Source organism: Caballeronia sordidicola, from assembly GCF_000729995.1.
GTDB classification, from domain to species: Bacteria; Pseudomonadota; Gammaproteobacteria; order Burkholderiales; family Burkholderiaceae; genus Caballeronia; species Caballeronia sordidicola_A.
Genome location: NZ_JNFG01000006.1, coordinates 255714 through 269716 on the forward strand (window position 1 = coordinate 255714; position 14003 = coordinate 269716).

Below are 14003 nucleotides of genomic sequence, written 5' to 3' on the forward strand. Positions count from 1 at the left end.
CGGCCGAACCCCCTCAACATTTACGCCGGCAGCGGCGCAGCGCCACCGCCCGGCGAAAGACGTTTCGCCATGGTGGCTGCATAACGATCAGCCGCGTTGCCCACGACAATGTGGAACGTATCGGCGGAAACCCATGCGACATCGAGTGTCGACAAGCGCTGACGATCCACGGACGACGGATCGCGCACTACCACGCGAAGTCGCGTAGCGGCGACGGCATCAAGCGAAGCCACGTTGGTCGCACCACCGAACACCGCGAGCCAACGCACCGGATCGGGATCCAGCGGACCTTGCTCGCCTGAGGCGACCGGGGCCAAAGGAGCAGCAGCAGGCTTGGACGAAGCTGCTGTTGCGCCACCCGCGGACGACCGTTCGATTTCGGTGCGGATTTCATCGGAGATGAGATCGGCTTCCGGCCCGATGATGACCTGCACACTCGTCGCGCCACGCTTCAGCACACCACGAGCACCAATCGCCTTCAACTCGGGTTCCGACACCTTCGCTGAATCCACTACCGAAAGACGCAGACGTGTGGTGCAGGCATCGACGAGCGTCAGGTTCGACGCACCGCCCAAAGCGGCGATGTAACGCACTGCGCGCGGCACGGTAGCACCGGCCGTCGGGGAAACAAAACCCGTGTTGTCGTAGGACTCGACTTCTGCATCGGTCGTAGCGGGTTCACGGCCCGGCGTTGCCATGTTGAACTTGCGGATGAAGAAGCGGAACAGGCCGTAATAGACCAGACCGTAGACCAGGCCCACCGGAATCGCCAGCCAGCCGCGCTGCGACAGCCCGTAGTTCAGCACGTAGTCGATAGCACCAGCCGAGAACGTGAAGCCAAGGTGAATGCCCAACGCCGAGCAAATGGCAAGCGACAAGCCCGTCAACACCGCGTGGATCGCGTACAGCGCCGGTGCGAGGAACATGAAGGTGTATTCGATCGGCTCGGTCACGCCCGTCAGGAACGCGGTCAGGGCCATCGAGAAGAGCAGGCCGCCGACCATGGCGCGACGATGCTTCGGTGCTTCATGGAACATGGCGAGACATGCTGCCGGCAAACCGAACATCATGATCGGGAAGAAACCCGTCATGAAGCCGCCTGCGGTTTTATCGCCGGCAAAGAAGCGATGCAAATCGCCCGTCACCGCCGCGCCGCCGCCCGGGGGCGTGTACGAGCCGAACACGAACCATGCAAGCGAGTTGATGATGTGGTGCAGACCTGTCACCAGCAGGATCCGGTTCAGCACGCCGAACACGAACACGCCCAGCGCGCCTGCGCCCGTCAGCCAGCCGCCGGCTGCATCGATAGCCGCCTGAACCGGTGCCCAGACATAGCCCAGGACAATCCCGATCACCAGACAGGTCACCCCCGTGACAATCGGCACGAAGCGTTTCCCTCCGAAGAACGCGAGGTATTCAGGGAGCTTGATGTCTTTGTACTTGTTGTAGAGGAACCCGGCCACGCAACCTGCAACGATCCCCGACAGCACGCCCATGTTGAGCTTGTCGTTGATGTCCTTCATCACCGCGATTTCGATCAGGTAACCGATCGCACCCGCCAGACCGGCCGTACCGTTATTGTCCTTCGCAAAACCGACCGCCACGCCGATGGCGAACAAGAGTGGCAGGTTTGAAAAGATCGTATCGCCAGCGTCGGCGATCATCTTGATGTTGAAGACATCCGGTTGGCCGAGGCGCAATAGCAGCCCGGCCACCGGTAGCACGGCAATCGGCAGCATCAGCGCTCGGCCGAGTCGCTGCATTCTTGCAAACAGGTTGGCGTCCATCAGGTTCTCCAGAGATAAGTGTCTTGTCGTTGATCGTGTTGGTACAACAGGTTGTCGATCGAAGCTTTTTTACTAATAAACGCGATAAACGCGAAGGCCGACTGCCGGACGGACGTGTTAGTCCAACGGCCAGATTTCGCGGCTTGCTGCTCTTACTGCCTGTGCTGATTCGAGCGCCAAGGCGTCCTCAGCGCGCTGACGGCACAGTGGGTAATCGAGTTTGCGCACGAGCGCCTTGATGCCGGGAACCGAAACCGGGTCCACCGATAATTCCGTCACGCCAAGTCCCACGAGCAAGGGCACGGCGACCGGATCGCCGGCCAGCGCGCCGCAGACACCGACCCATTTGCCGTGTTTGGCCGCGCCGTCTGTCGCTTGCTTGATGAGGCGCAGCACGGCGGGATGCAGTCCGTCAGCCTGGGCCGCGAGATCGGCCTGGCAACGGTCCATTGCAAGCGTGTATTGCGTGAGATCGTTCGTGCCGATAGACAGGAAATCCGCGTGTTGAGCGAGTTGATCGGCCAGCAGCGCCGCCGACGGCACTTCGATCATCACGCCCACCTGAATGGGATCGGTCCGGCCAATTTCCGCCGCGAGTTCATCGATGCGTTTTCTCAAGCGCACGAGTTCGCCGGAGTCGGTGACCATCGGCAGGAGAATGCGTACCGTGCCGAACGGCTTCACGGCGAGCAGACCACGCAGCTGGTCGTCGAGGAGATCGGGGCGCACCTGCGCCAGGCGAATGCCGCGCAGGCCGAGCGCCGGGTTCGTTTCAGGCGGCAGCGTGAGGTAATCGACTTCCTTGTCCGCGCCCACATCGAGCGTGCGGATGATCGCCGTGCGCCCATTCAATGCGCCGACAATCGATTGATAGCTTTCCGCGTGCTCAGCGGCCGTAGGAGCGGACTGGCGATGGATAAACAACAGTTCGGTGCGCAGAAGACCGACGGCATCCGCGCCGTTATCGACGGCAGTTTTTGCGTCATCAAGCGTCGCGATGTTCGCCGCCACTTCGATCGTGCGGCCGTCTTTCGTGCCCGCCGCTTCCTGCGACGTGCGCCGGTTCACCTCACGCACGCCCGCGAGACGCTGACGCTCGAGGCGCGCGCGTTCCACATCGAGTGCGGTTGGTGCGTGCTCGAGGCGACCGGCCGATGCGTCCACCACGACTTGCGTGCCATTGGGAATCGCGTGCAGCGCGTCGCCCACCGCGACCAAGGCCGGGATGCCGATCTGGCGCGCAATGATCGCCGCGTGCGACGTGGCGCCGCCGCGTGCCATCACCAACGCGGTCACACGCGTACGATCGAGCGACGACAGGTCGGAGGGCGTGAATTCATCGGCGGCGAGCACGGCTTCGTCGGGCAATTCACGCGCCGCCGTGTTCGTATAACAGAGCGCGCGCAGCACGCGCTTTTCGATATCGCGGAGATCAGCTGCACGCTCAGCCAGCAACGCATCCTCAATATTCGACAACACCGCGATCTGCGCGCGAATCGCTTCGCGCCACGCAAATCCGGCGCTCTTGCCGAGGCTGATCAGATCGCGCGCGGCGTCGAGCAGCGTGGGGTCTTCCAGCAACACGCGATGCACCGCGAAAATCCCCGCCTCGCCGACGGCGCCGCGTTGCGAAGCAGTACGGACGGTTTCGTCGAGTTCCGCGTCGATGGTAGCAATGGCCTTGTCCAGCAAACGGCTTTCCGCTGCCGATGTCCCGGTTGCCTGCTCGGGCGGCGTGATGTCGTTGTTGTCCCAGCGCACCAGCTTTCCGACCGCAATTCCCGGCGATGCACATACGCCGGCAATCGTGTTCGGATCGAGCGGCTTGCCCGGATCACGTGAGACGGCGACCGGCGCAGGCGATTGCATGCGCGCCGGTTTCTCTTCCACTTCACCGTGCGCTTCGCGCAGCAATTCCGTCGCGACCGCTTCAACCGCCGCAGCCGCTTGCGCGCCCACCCCAAGCAATTCGATAGTCGCGCCTTCGCCGGCGCCGAGGCCAAGCAAACCGACCACACTTTCAATCGGCGCTTTACGCCCGTTGAAGCGCACTTCCACCTTGGCGTCGAAACCACGTGCCGCTTCGCGGGCGCGGGCCGCGGGCCGCGCGTGCAATCCGCCAGCATGTCCAAGCGTCACGGTGCGGCGCGCTTCGTCGGTGAAATTCGAATCGCTGCGGGCCGCGTCCGCCTTCACGCCGCCCTTGGCGCGCAGCACCAGCAACTGGCTTTCGCCCGCCTTCAGCATGCCGCGGCCAGCACGCTCGACCACCTCGAACGCGTCGCTATTGGCAACCGCAATCACGGAAACGAGGCTCGGCGCGTTCTGCGCGACGTAGTCGGCATCGAATTCGATCAGGACCTGGCCAGTGCGCACGCTCGCACCCTGCTCGACCTTCGGCGTAAAACCTTTACCCGCAAGCTCCACCGTATCGATACCAATGTGCACCAGGATTTCCGCGCCTTGCGACGTGCGCAAGGTCACGGCGTGATGGGTGCGCGCGAGATGCGTGATGACACCGTCGCAGGGGGAAAGCAGCGCACCTGACAGCGGATCGATACCAATACCATCGCCGAACATGCCGTCCGCGAACACAGGATCGGGGACATCGGCGAGCGGCACCATGGGGCCGGTGAACGGCGCGAGCAACACGAAATCGTTCGGGTTTTCAGTGGAATGATTCAACAGGGACTCCTCGGCACGGCGCATCGGATGACTCTCGATTAACGGGTTTCGGTGACTTTCGCCAGATGGCGCGGCGCGTCGGGATTGCGCCCGCGCGCGGCAGCCAGGGCGTCGGCCATCACATAGAAGGACAGGATTGCAGCGATCGGATCGAGCGCGAAATGAGCGGTCTCGACCAGCGGCAACGTGGCTTCGGGCACATCGGCAGGTGCGGCAAGCAACACGCGTGCGCCACGGGCGCGCATGTCGCGGGCAAGCTGGATCAACCCGGCCTGCTCCGGACCGCGCGGTGCGAACACGAGCAGCGGATAGTCTTCGCCGATAAGCTCCATGGGTCCGTGCCGCACTTCCGCGCTCGAGAACGCTTCGGCCTGGATACCCGATGTTTCTTTCAGCTTGAGCGCCGCTTCCTGCGCAATCGCGAGACCGAGTCCACGGCCGATCACGATCATGCGGTCGACGTTTTTCAGTTCATCGACAGCGTGCGACCAGTTGAGCTTGCCCGCCGCGCGCAATGCGTCGGGCAGCGTTTTCAGCGCGTTCAGCAACTCGACATCTTTCTGCACATGCGCGATTACGATGGCCGACAGCGACAAGATCGCGATATAGCTTTTAGTCGCGGCCACCGACAATTCCGGCCCAGCCAGCAGCGGCAGATTCCATTCACACGCTTCGGCGAGCGGCGAACCGGGCGCATTGACCGCCGCCACGGTCAGCGCGCCGGCAGCACGCAACGCCTGCATCGTGCCGATCAGATCGGGACTCTTGCCGGACTGCGAGAACGCCACGGCCAGTTGGCCTTTCACGCGCAAAGGCGCTTGCTGCAAGGTCGCAACCGACATGGGCAACGAAGCGACCGGCACGCCAATACGGCTCATCGTCAGGCCTGCGAAGTAACTGGCGGCGTGATCCGATGAACCGCGCGCGACGGTCAGCGCAACATGGCGCGGCTCTTCGGCAAGCCGTGCGGCGAGTGCTTCAATGTGGGAAGTATCGGCGAGCTGGGCAACCACCACGTCGGCGGAAGCCAGCGCCTCATCAAGCATATTCGACAATTGATTCACCCTCTACATAAGTTGCCGTCAACGCAAGTTCGCGATCGAATACAACGAGGTCCGCCCACGCGCCACGCGCGATCCGGCCTCTGTCTTCAAGGCCGAGATAATCGGCGGCGTAGCGTGACAGGCGATTGGAAACGTCCGCCATCGGCAAGCCGATGGAGACAAGATTGCGCAGCGCCTGATCCATGGTCAGCGTGCTGCCGGCGAGCGTGCCGTCGGCGAGACGCACGCCGCCCATGCACTTCGTGACGTGCTGGCTGCCCAGTCGATATTCGCCGTCGGGCATGCCGGCCGCCGAGGTGCTGTCGGTGACTACATACAGGCGGGGAATGGCGCGCAGCGCAGCGCGAATCGCACCAGGATGCACATGGATAAGATCGGGGATCAGTTCAGCGTACTCGGCATGCGCGAGCGCCGCGCCGACCACGCCGGGATTGCGGTGATGCAGCGGCGACATCGCGTTGAACAAGTGCGTGAAACCACGGGCGCCGTGTTTGAGCGCGTTGACGGCGTCTTCGTAAGTAGCAAGCGAATGGCCCACTTGCACGCGCACGCCGCGCGCCGCCATTTCCTGGATCACTTCAATATGCCCGGAGATTTCCGGCGCGATGGTCACCACGCGGATGGGCGCGAGCGACAAGTACTTCAGCACTTCGTCGCGCACGGCAACGGCCGCCGCATCCGGTTGCGCGCCAAGCTTGCCGGGATTGATGTAGGGACCTTCCAGATGCACGCCAAGCACGCGTGCGCCACCCGACGCGCGGCGGATGGATTGTTCGCCGAGACCTGCGACGACCGCCATGAGTTCGTCGCGTGGAGCGGTCATGGTGGTGGCGAGCATGCTGGTGGTGCCGTGCTTCGCGTGCTCGCGTGCAACGGTACTCGCGGCGTCGCCGCCTTCCATGATGTCCGCGCCGCCGCCGCCGTGCACGTGACAGTCGACGAAGCCCGGCAGGATGTACGGCGCATCATTGGTCTTCGGGTCCACGCGAGCGCCTTCGATCGTGGTCACCCGTCCGTTCGCAAACTCGACCGAGCCGTATATCCAGCCGTCGGTCGTGAGGATGTTTCCTTTCAGCATGAATCTCTCTCGTGAAACCTACAGCGAGGCACGCGTCTGAAGGCGCGCGCCGTGCGCATGATGAAGCTCCATCAACCGTCGCACCCGCTGCGAGCAGGGCGAAAGTCGCCGATAAAACGTTTCCCCGGTGACCTCCTGCGATGGCGTTTTTCGCCTCTGGAATTGTTTTACGACGCCTGTTTCGACGTCTCGCCGGTCCGGTAGTGAAGGGACTCTGGCGCGATGCTTACCGCACGAACAACACTGGAACACGATGCCAGCCGGACACATTAATTGACGCTATGCGACCAATTTTTACGATCGCTCCGACGAGCGATTATGCATAGGAATGGTCACAAAGCCGACGTCTTTGGCGAGCCCATTATATAACCAAAATAATACCAGTCAATTTTCAAAATCAATTAGCTCATCCTCCACAAACTTGTTAATTATCAATAGGTTGAACGCATCTCAAATTTATTTCGCAGGCGCGCTCATATCAGTAATTACCCTTGAATGCAGCCCACTTCAACGCGTCTGGTCTGCACACTATAGTCGCCCTTCGGCCGCCGCAGGAGGTGCCGTCAATGCTCTTCTGCACGATCATGCTTTTATTCGGCACAATAGCCTCGATCGATTCGCCGGGGAAAACGGTGAACGGCATAAAAACGAGAGAGCGAGGTGGATATGGACAGTTCCATGAACGGCGGCCTGACAGATGCGGTGCGCCGCTTCCAATGGTTTTACGCGTGCCATGTCAGGGCACCCCATGAGTTGGTCGAGCACAGCGCGCTGTCGCTGACGGAAATGCGCGTTTTGTTTGCTGTCATGCATGCGGGCACATGCACGGCAGCGGATATCTCGCGCACGCTCGGGCTCGATACCGGTTATCTGAGCCGGATGCTGACGCAATTCGAGTGCGCCGGATTGATCGAGCGGCAGCCATTTTCCGGCGATGCCCGCCGCAACCAGGTTTCATTGACCGCAGCCGGAGAAACGGCGCTGGCTGCGGTAAGCACACACGTGCGCGACGACGTTTCTGCGACGCTGAACGCAATGACGCCGGACGAACGCGCGCAATTGCTTGCATCGATGGGTTGCGTCCAGCGCCTGCTCGGTCCGAACGGCGCCACGCAGCGTGTTCGGCTGCGCGGTCCGCGACCGGGTGATTTCGGCTGGATCGTCGAGCGTGAGGCGCAACTCGCCGCCGGTGGAGTGCAAGCGCAACGTGAGCGGGAAATTCGTACAGCGATGGTCGTAGCGGATTACCTGACTGCACCCGATCCGGGGCGCAATGCGTGCTGGATCGCTGAGCAGGATGGCGTCGGCGTAGGCGCGAGCCTGCTGATAGGCATGTCAGCCGGGAGTGCGCGGATTTCGGCGTTGTTCATGGAGCCGGGTGTGAGGCGAGGCGGTATCGCCCGCCGATTGGTCAACGCATGCGTGACGTTTGCCACCGAGTCCGGATATGACCGCATCGTCTGCGCGACCGATCTGAATCCGGCTCCGGTTGGCCCTCTACTCCGGCCGTTTGGTTTCGAGGAGGTAAGCGGTCAGGGGGAATGGGAGAAACGCTTGGAAGAAACCTGCGCCAATTAAAGCCTGCGCACCGAGGCGACTGCGCGGGCTTAAGATTGAGGCCCGTCCTCTATCGGTTGAAATCGCCCATGTACGTCATCCATCTACGCTACACCGGCGCGCTCGCTGAAATCGACGACGCGCTCGAAGCTCATCGCCTTTATCTCGGACGGCAGTTCGACGCGGGCGCGTTTATCATCGCGGGACCCAAAGTACCGCGCGACGGCGGCATCATCCTGGCTGCGAGCATGGATCGTGACCGGCTTGACGCGATCATTGCGGAAGACCCGTTCTCGCAGCAGCGGCTCGCGCACTACGACATCATCGAGTTCAAGGCCACGCGGCTTGCACCGGATCTGAATTTGCCGCAATCGCCGTGGTTGTGACCGTTTTCCTCGATCGATCTTCCTGGAAGGTTTTGGGGTCCGGACAGCCATGAAAAAGGCCGTTTCAACGTGAGTTGAAACGGCCTTGGCGTTCTTGAAGCAAACGTCCGCTTAGTCGAGCAGCAACTTCAGATCGTGTACCCACGTGTCCACGCCCTGCCCGTCGCGTGCGAACAGCCTGAGATGCCCTTGTGGATCGAAGACATAACTCGCGGCCGTGTGATCCATGGTGTATTCGCCGGCGGTCTTGCCCGGAACCTGCGCGTAATACACGCGAAAATCCTTCGTGATCTTGACGAGTTCGGCCGTATCAGCGGGACGCAGGCCGACGAACGTCGGGCTAAACGCCGACACATATTCACCCAGCAACGGCGCTGTATCGCGTGCGGGATCAACGGTGACCATCAGCACTTGAACGCGTTTGCCATCGTCGCCGAGTTTTTGCAGTGCCTGCGAAAGTTCAGCGAGCGTGGTCGGGCAAACGTCCGGGCAATGCGTGTAGCCGAAGAACAGCACGACGGCCTTGCCTTTGAAATCGCCCAGGGTGCGCGTTTTACCGCTGGTGTCCGGCAACGAGAAATCGCTGCCGAACTGCGTATTGCCGGTGATGTCGAGATTCGTGAACGCCGGCTTGCTATCGCATCCTGCAAGCAGCACCGCGGCCAAAACGAATCCCAACCAGACAGCGATCCCTCGAACTGAAAACTTCATAAACCGATCACCGTCCGCACGTAATGATCCACGAGCAGCGCGCCAAACAGCAGCGACAAATACACGATGGAGAACCGGAAGGTCTTGCGCGCGAGAGCATCGGAATATTCACGATAAATCTTCCACGCATAACCCAGGAAAACGCCGCCAAGCACAACAGCCGACGCCAGATAGAGCACACCGCTCATGCCGGAGATAAACGGCATCATGGTCACGGCAAACAGGATCACCGTGTACAAAAGAATATGCAGGCGCGTGTATTTCTCGCCGTGCGTGTTCGGCAGCATGGGCAAGCCGGCGTTCTCGTAATCCTTGCGCCTGTACAACGCCAGCGACCAGAAGTGCGGCGGCGTCCATACGAAGATGATCAGCACAAGAATCCACGCGTCGCCGGGTACATGGCCGGTGACGGCCGCCCAGCCAAGCGCCGGTGGCATTGCACCCGATGCTCCGCCAATCACGATGTTCTGCGGCGTCGCGGGTTTCAGCAAGCACGTATAAATCACCGCGTAGCCAACGAACGTGGCGATTGTCAGCCACATGGTCAGCGCGTTCGTGAACGTGTAGAGCGTCCACATACCGGCGCCGCCGAGCAACGCTGAAAACAGCAGAATCTGCGCGGGCGTGATCTCGCCGCGTGCGGAGGGGCGCCACGCGGTGCGACGCATCATTGCATCGATCTTCTGTTCCATCAGGCAGTTGATGGCGAACGCGGCTCCGGCCAGCAGCCAGATGCCCACGGTTCCGCCAATCAAGACAGTCCACGGCACCATGCCCGGCGTGGCCAGGAACATGCCGATGACCGCGCAGAAAACCGCGAGTTGCGTCACGCGCGGTTTGGTCAACGCGATGTACTGCGAGAGGCGGTTACCGGAAGGGGAAATCAGTGTCGTGCTGTCCATAGAAACTCACGGAGCTTGGCGCGGGAGTGCTGCGGGAACGGCGTCGCGCGGGGCGGTGGCAGGCGACCCCACAACGTGGCCGGGACGGCTGGAAGAGATTCGAAAGTTTACCATAACGCTCAACAGCAAAAGGATGGCCGCCCCGCCGTTGTGGGCCACGGCAATAGGCAGCGGCCACTGCAGCAGGATGTTCGACAATCCCGTCAGGAACTGCAAGACGATCACGATCATGATGCCGTTAGCGGGTTTTCTCAACGACTCAAATCGCCGCAGTTTTGCGGCTAGCCACAACGTGTATAGCACGACGACGATCGCAAAGGTCCTGTGGGTCCAGTGAATTGCGACGAGCGCGTCCTGAGAAATGACATCGCCGTCACCGGTCATGCCAAGCGCGCGCCATAGGTGGAAGCCGTGCTCGAAGTTCATCGGCGGAATCCACGCGCCGTTGCACAGCGGGAAGTCCGTGCAGGCGAGCACCGCATAGTTCGTGCTGACCCAGCCGCCCAGCGCGATCTGGACCACCAGCAGCAATAAGCCGACAAGCGCCGCGGGCAACCAGCGAGCGGCGGCAGGATCGATAGCGGGAATCGGCGTCTGGCGCGCGGCCAGCCAGCCGAGCGCGCCGAGCAACGCCAGCCCGAGCAACAGATGCGTCGTCACAATGACCGGCTGCAGCTTCATGGTGACCGTCCACGCACCGAACGCGCCCTGCACCACGATCAGCATCAGGATCCCGGTCGGCCACCAGGGCGACACGTGCAGCGGCCGACGCTTCAAACGCGCCGTCCATGCAATCAGGACCTGCGCGATGATCAATACGCCGATCGCCATGGCGAAATAACGGTGAATCATTTCGATCCACGCCTTGCCGATACTCACCGGCCCCGTCGGCATCGCTTGATTGGCAGCGGTAATGGCAGCATGCGCAATAAACGGCGACGACGTGCCGTAGCAGCCCGGCCAGTCAGGACAACCGAGACCCGAATCGGTCAGGCGCGTAAAACCGCCGAACATCACGAGGTCAAGCGTCAGGAACGTAGTCAGCCAGACGAGCTTGCGGAATTTGTTGTCGTCGGCTTTCACCCACACGTACGAAAGCGGCAACAACGCAATGCAGATGCCGATCAATCCGAGTTGTAAAACGTAAGTCATGCGTGCACTTTCCTCAACTCGCCTTCAACCGATCCGCGACCACTTCAGCAGCTTCGCCAGATCCGCCTTGATTTTCTCCGGCTCCGGATTCTTCGGGAACCGCATCATCAGATTGCCGTTCGGATCGACCAGGAAGATGTGATCGGTGAGTTGCGAATCGGCGCCGGCCGGCAACCACGCCGCCACAGTCTTCGGATCGGCGACCAGCATGCGCGTGTCTGGCTGGGGATAAGCCGTGCGGATCACGCTCGACACCGGTTTGTCATCGGTACGAAGCCAGACGTTGACCACCCGATCGCGTTCCGCCCCTTGCAGCACGCGCACCTGCCGCATGAAGAACAGGCGCGTGACGCACTGTTCGTTGCACTCGCCGCCGTTGACCGTGACCATCAGCCATTTACCGCGCAGGGCGGTGAGCGGCATCGGTTTGCCTTGTTCGTCGGTGACGGCAAGTTGCTCGGGAATCGGCCGTTGCGGCTCGATCAGCGCTCCGTAGCTCGTAGTGCCGCCGGTCGGCTTGACCACGTAGTACATAAAGTAGGACGCGAGGACCGGCGCCGCGCAAACGGCCGCGAGCAGGATCAGCATCCAGCGGCCCTTGTTCCATGAGCCGGGCGTGCGTTCGGGTGTACGTTCCTGCTGCTGGGCACGCGCCTTGTGAACGGCAGACGCGGACGGTCGGGGAGTTTGCATGGACAAAATGTTGCCTCTATTCGTTTGCGGCATCGCATACTTCTCTAACGCGTTGCGTTCATTCAAGCGTCTGGCGCGTGGTTTGCGGCTGATGGCCGGAGCGGTTTTGGACCGAACTCCGCGCCTGCCTGTCACTGTCGGTTAAGCCGCCTGACCCGTACACACGGTACTCAATCCGTCGTGCTCGAGGTTGCTCAAGATTGTTCGATGGTAGTAGGTTATCGGATCAAACCTTCCCGTCCAGAGTTTCCGGTGCGCTCTGCCCGTCGTCGTCCTTCTTCCCTTCGTTCTTCGCCGCGCGCCTCGCGGCGTACAGCCCGAATCCGAGCGCTGCAAGCGCCATGCCCCACCACTGCAGCATATAGCCGTAGTTGGTCTCCACGCCCATGGTCGGCGCCGGCCAGTCACGCACCAGCTTGTCGGCGCTGTTGTTCAGTTGCTGAATCACGAACGGTTGCAGCGGCAAACCTGTTTCGGCGGCGTACGCAGCGACATCGAGATTCTGCCGAATCTTTTGCTGCGCCGCGGAACCGCCATGCCCCAGTTCGAAGGCCTGCGACGCATTCGCCCGCGCTATGCCTTCAATCTCGACTTCGCCGGGCGGCGTGTCATACGGCTCAATGCCCGTGCGATCCGCCAGACTACGTGGCAACCAGCCGCGATTCACCAGGACCACCCCGCCGCCATCAAGCTTGAGCGGCATCACGACGTAGAAACCCGGCTGGTCGTTATACGGCCGGTTATCGAGATAAACGACTCGATCGGGGATGAACGTGCCACGCGCCAGTACACGGTGAAAGTTGATGTCTTTCAACGCAATTGGCGTCACGCCCACGCGCTGCACGGGCGCGTTTTCAAATGCGACGATCTGCGCATTCAACTGCTCTTTCTGATGCGCGCGGTCCCGTTGCCAGAAGCCAAGCCGCACCGTGATCGCCATGACGATCAGGATGATCAGCGTCGGCCAGAAACGAATTTTCATACCGCGTTCCGATCGATGAAAACCTGAACGCCCACGCGGCATGTTACCTGCGGTGCGATAATCGATGAATCGAACTTCTTAGGCCAACTGGCTGTTTTCATGCACATATTCGTTGCTGTTGCATTCATTCTCATCATCGGAAGCCTGGGTTCGGCGCTGTACTTCATGATGACCGACAAGGGCAAGACCAAGCGTATGGTGTGGTCGCTCGCCATGCGGGTCGGGCTGTCGATCTCGTTGTTCCTCTTCATCCTGTTCGCGCACTGGATGGGCTGGATACAGTCAACCGGGATTCCGCTCGGACGCTGAATAATGTCTGAGTAACGTTTTAGGTTATGCCCGGGTTGGCCCTTCCGGCAGCGCGAAGGTTCGCCCTGGATCGCGCAATACTAGCCGGTCGTTGTACCTGGCTCTGCGACAAAATCGCGCGTGAAACCTCGTCTTCAACATTCCGCGCAGCGGCGTTCAAAAGCAAAACGCCGCCCGAGTCAGGTCGAGGCGGCGCTTTGCAAAGCATCTTTTTAATCGACTTCACTTCGTTTCAATCCACTTCACTTCAGATCATCCGTCCCGGCCCGGAAGCGGTTCGTTAAATCCGCCGCATCCGACCCGCTGAACATTGCCTGAATACTTACAGCCAGTACACAACCACATACAGTCCAAGCCACACCACGTCCACGAAGTGCCAGTACCACGCGGCGCCTTCGAACGCAAAGTGATGCTCCGCCGTGAAATGCCCGCGGATCACCCGCACAAGAACGACAGTAAGCATCGTGCCGCCGAGGAACACGTGGAAACCGTGGAAGCCCGTCAGCAGGAAGAACGTGGAGCCGTACACGCCCGAAGCCAGCGTCAGGTTCAGTTCGTTGTACGCGTGGAAATATTCGTAGCCCTGGCAGAACAGGAAGCACATACCAAGCAGAATGGTCGCACCCAGCCAGATAATCGTTTTGTTCCGATGATTCTCGCGCAGTGCATGGTGAGCGACCGTCAACGTCGCGCCTGA

At 61.2% G+C, this 14003-nt stretch carries 13 protein-coding genes; 3 read left to right on the forward strand and 10 right to left on the reverse strand.

Translation table 11 applies throughout. From position 1 onward, the window contains the following. Nucleotides 1-20: 20 nt before the first annotated feature. The 4 genes from nagE to nagA all read right to left on the reverse strand — a co-directional run bounded on the left by nagE (nt 21) and on the right by nagA (nt 6614). Nucleotides 21-1787, reverse strand: a complete 1767-nt coding sequence (gene nagE, locus FH08_RS0106920) for an N-acetylglucosamine-specific PTS transporter subunit IIBC (RefSeq protein WP_031357630.1) — start codon at nt 1785-1787, stop codon at nt 21-23. Nucleotides 1788-1904: 117 nt separating this feature from the next. Next, complete coding sequence (gene ptsP, locus FH08_RS0106925; protein WP_031357631.1) at nt 1905-4496, reverse strand: phosphoenolpyruvate--protein phosphotransferase; 2592 nt, start codon at nt 4494-4496, stop codon at nt 1905-1907. A 14-nt stretch (nt 4497-4510) separates the two neighbouring features. Further along, nucleotides 4511-5518, reverse strand: a complete 1008-nt coding sequence (locus FH08_RS0106930) for an SIS domain-containing protein (protein ID WP_031357632.1) — start codon at nt 5516-5518, stop codon at nt 4511-4513. Next, the gene (gene nagA, locus FH08_RS0106935; RefSeq protein ID WP_031357633.1) at nt 5511-6614 is read right to left on the reverse strand and encodes an N-acetylglucosamine-6-phosphate deacetylase; all 1104 of its coding nucleotides are present in this window, start codon (nt 6612-6614) and stop codon (nt 5511-5513) included. Before nagA ends, FH08_RS0106930 begins: the two co-directional genes overlap by 8 nt. Before the next feature lie 666 nt (nt 6615-7280). Here nagA and FH08_RS0106945 point away from each other — a divergent pair. Further along, nucleotides 7281-8192, forward strand: coding sequence for a bifunctional helix-turn-helix transcriptional regulator/GNAT family N-acetyltransferase (locus FH08_RS0106945; RefSeq protein WP_051887830.1), 912 nt, complete (start codon nt 7281-7283; stop codon nt 8190-8192). Nucleotides 8193-8260: 68 nt separating this feature from the next. Further along, nucleotides 8261-8557, forward strand: a complete 297-nt coding sequence (locus FH08_RS0106950) for a YciI family protein (protein ID WP_031357635.1) — start codon at nt 8261-8263, stop codon at nt 8555-8557. Between the two features lie 111 nt (nt 8558-8668). Here FH08_RS0106950 and FH08_RS0106955 read toward each other — a convergent pair whose 3' ends face one another. The 5 genes from FH08_RS0106955 to FH08_RS0106975 all read right to left on the reverse strand — a co-directional run bounded on the left by FH08_RS0106955 (nt 8669) and on the right by FH08_RS0106975 (nt 12997). Beyond that, nucleotides 8669-9268 (reverse strand): SCO family protein, encoded by a 600-nt coding sequence (locus FH08_RS0106955; RefSeq protein ID WP_051887832.1) that lies wholly within the window; start codon nt 9266-9268, stop codon nt 8669-8671. Beyond that, the gene (gene cyoE, locus FH08_RS0106960; RefSeq protein WP_031357637.1) at nt 9265-10170 is read right to left on the reverse strand and encodes a heme o synthase; all 906 of its coding nucleotides are present in this window, start codon (nt 10168-10170) and stop codon (nt 9265-9267) included. Before cyoE ends, FH08_RS0106955 begins: the two co-directional genes overlap by 4 nt. Nucleotides 10171-10176: 6 nt before the next feature. Further along, the gene (locus FH08_RS0106965; RefSeq protein WP_031357638.1) at nt 10177-11322 is read right to left on the reverse strand and encodes a COX15/CtaA family protein; all 1146 of its coding nucleotides are present in this window, start codon (nt 11320-11322) and stop codon (nt 10177-10179) included. 24 nt (nt 11323-11346) lie between these two features. Next, a complete protein-coding gene (locus FH08_RS0106970; RefSeq protein ID WP_031357639.1) occupies nt 11347-12015 on the reverse strand; it encodes an SCO family protein in 669 nt (222 codons plus the stop codon). 226 nt (nt 12016-12241) lie between these two features. After that, entirely contained in the window at nt 12242-12997 is a 756-nt protein-coding gene (locus tag FH08_RS0106975; protein ID WP_051887834.1) for an SURF1 family protein, read from the reverse strand. Between the two features lie 99 nt (nt 12998-13096). Here FH08_RS0106975 and FH08_RS0106985 point away from each other — a divergent pair, with 99 nt between their 5' ends. Further along, a complete protein-coding gene (locus FH08_RS0106985; RefSeq protein WP_031357641.1) occupies nt 13097-13306 on the forward strand; it encodes a twin transmembrane helix small protein in 210 nt (69 codons plus the stop codon). A 322-nt stretch (nt 13307-13628) separates the two neighbouring features. Here FH08_RS0106985 and FH08_RS0106990 read toward each other — a convergent pair. Then, nucleotides 13629-14003 (reverse strand): cytochrome c oxidase subunit 3 (locus tag FH08_RS0106990; protein WP_031357642.1); only part of this gene is annotated, 375 nt, incomplete at its 5' end.

What these genes read in the sequence shown, in the direction of transcription:
- FH08_RS0106950 (WP_031357635.1), top strand. Translation starts at nt 8,261, where the DNA reads ATGTACGTCATCCATCTACGCTACACCGGCGCGCTCGCTGAAATCGAC.
- nagA (WP_031357633.1), bottom strand. Translation starts at nt 6,614, where the DNA reads ATGCTGAAAGGAAACATCCTCACGACCGACGGCTGGATATACGGCTCG.
- FH08_RS0106985 (WP_031357641.1), top strand. Translation starts at nt 13,097, where the DNA reads ATGCACATATTCGTTGCTGTTGCATTCATTCTCATCATCGGAAGCCTG.
- FH08_RS0106930 (WP_031357632.1), bottom strand. Translation starts at nt 5,518, where the DNA reads ATGCTTGATGAGGCGCTGGCTTCCGCCGACGTGGTGGTTGCCCAGCTC.
- nagE (WP_031357630.1), bottom strand. Translation starts at nt 1,787, where the DNA reads ATGGACGCCAACCTGTTTGCAAGAATGCAGCGACTCGGCCGAGCGCTG.
- cyoE (WP_031357637.1), bottom strand. Translation starts at nt 10,170, where the DNA reads ATGGACAGCACGACACTGATTTCCCCTTCCGGTAACCGCCTCTCGCAG.
- ptsP (WP_031357631.1), bottom strand. Translation starts at nt 4,496, where the DNA reads ATGCGCCGTGCCGAGGAGTCCCTGTTGAATCATTCCACTGAAAACCCG.
- FH08_RS0106975 (WP_051887834.1), bottom strand. Translation starts at nt 12,997, where the DNA reads ATGAAAATTCGTTTCTGGCCGACGCTGATCATCCTGATCGTCATGGCG.
- FH08_RS0106945 (WP_051887830.1), top strand. Translation starts at nt 7,281, where the DNA reads ATGGACAGTTCCATGAACGGCGGCCTGACAGATGCGGTGCGCCGCTTC.
- FH08_RS0106970 (WP_031357639.1), bottom strand. Translation starts at nt 12,015, where the DNA reads ATGCAAACTCCCCGACCGTCCGCGTCTGCCGTTCACAAGGCGCGTGCC.
- FH08_RS0106955 (WP_051887832.1), bottom strand. Translation starts at nt 9,268, where the DNA reads ATGAAGTTTTCAGTTCGAGGGATCGCTGTCTGGTTGGGATTCGTTTTG.
- FH08_RS0106965 (WP_031357638.1), bottom strand. Translation starts at nt 11,322, where the DNA reads ATGACTTACGTTTTACAACTCGGATTGATCGGCATCTGCATTGCGTTG.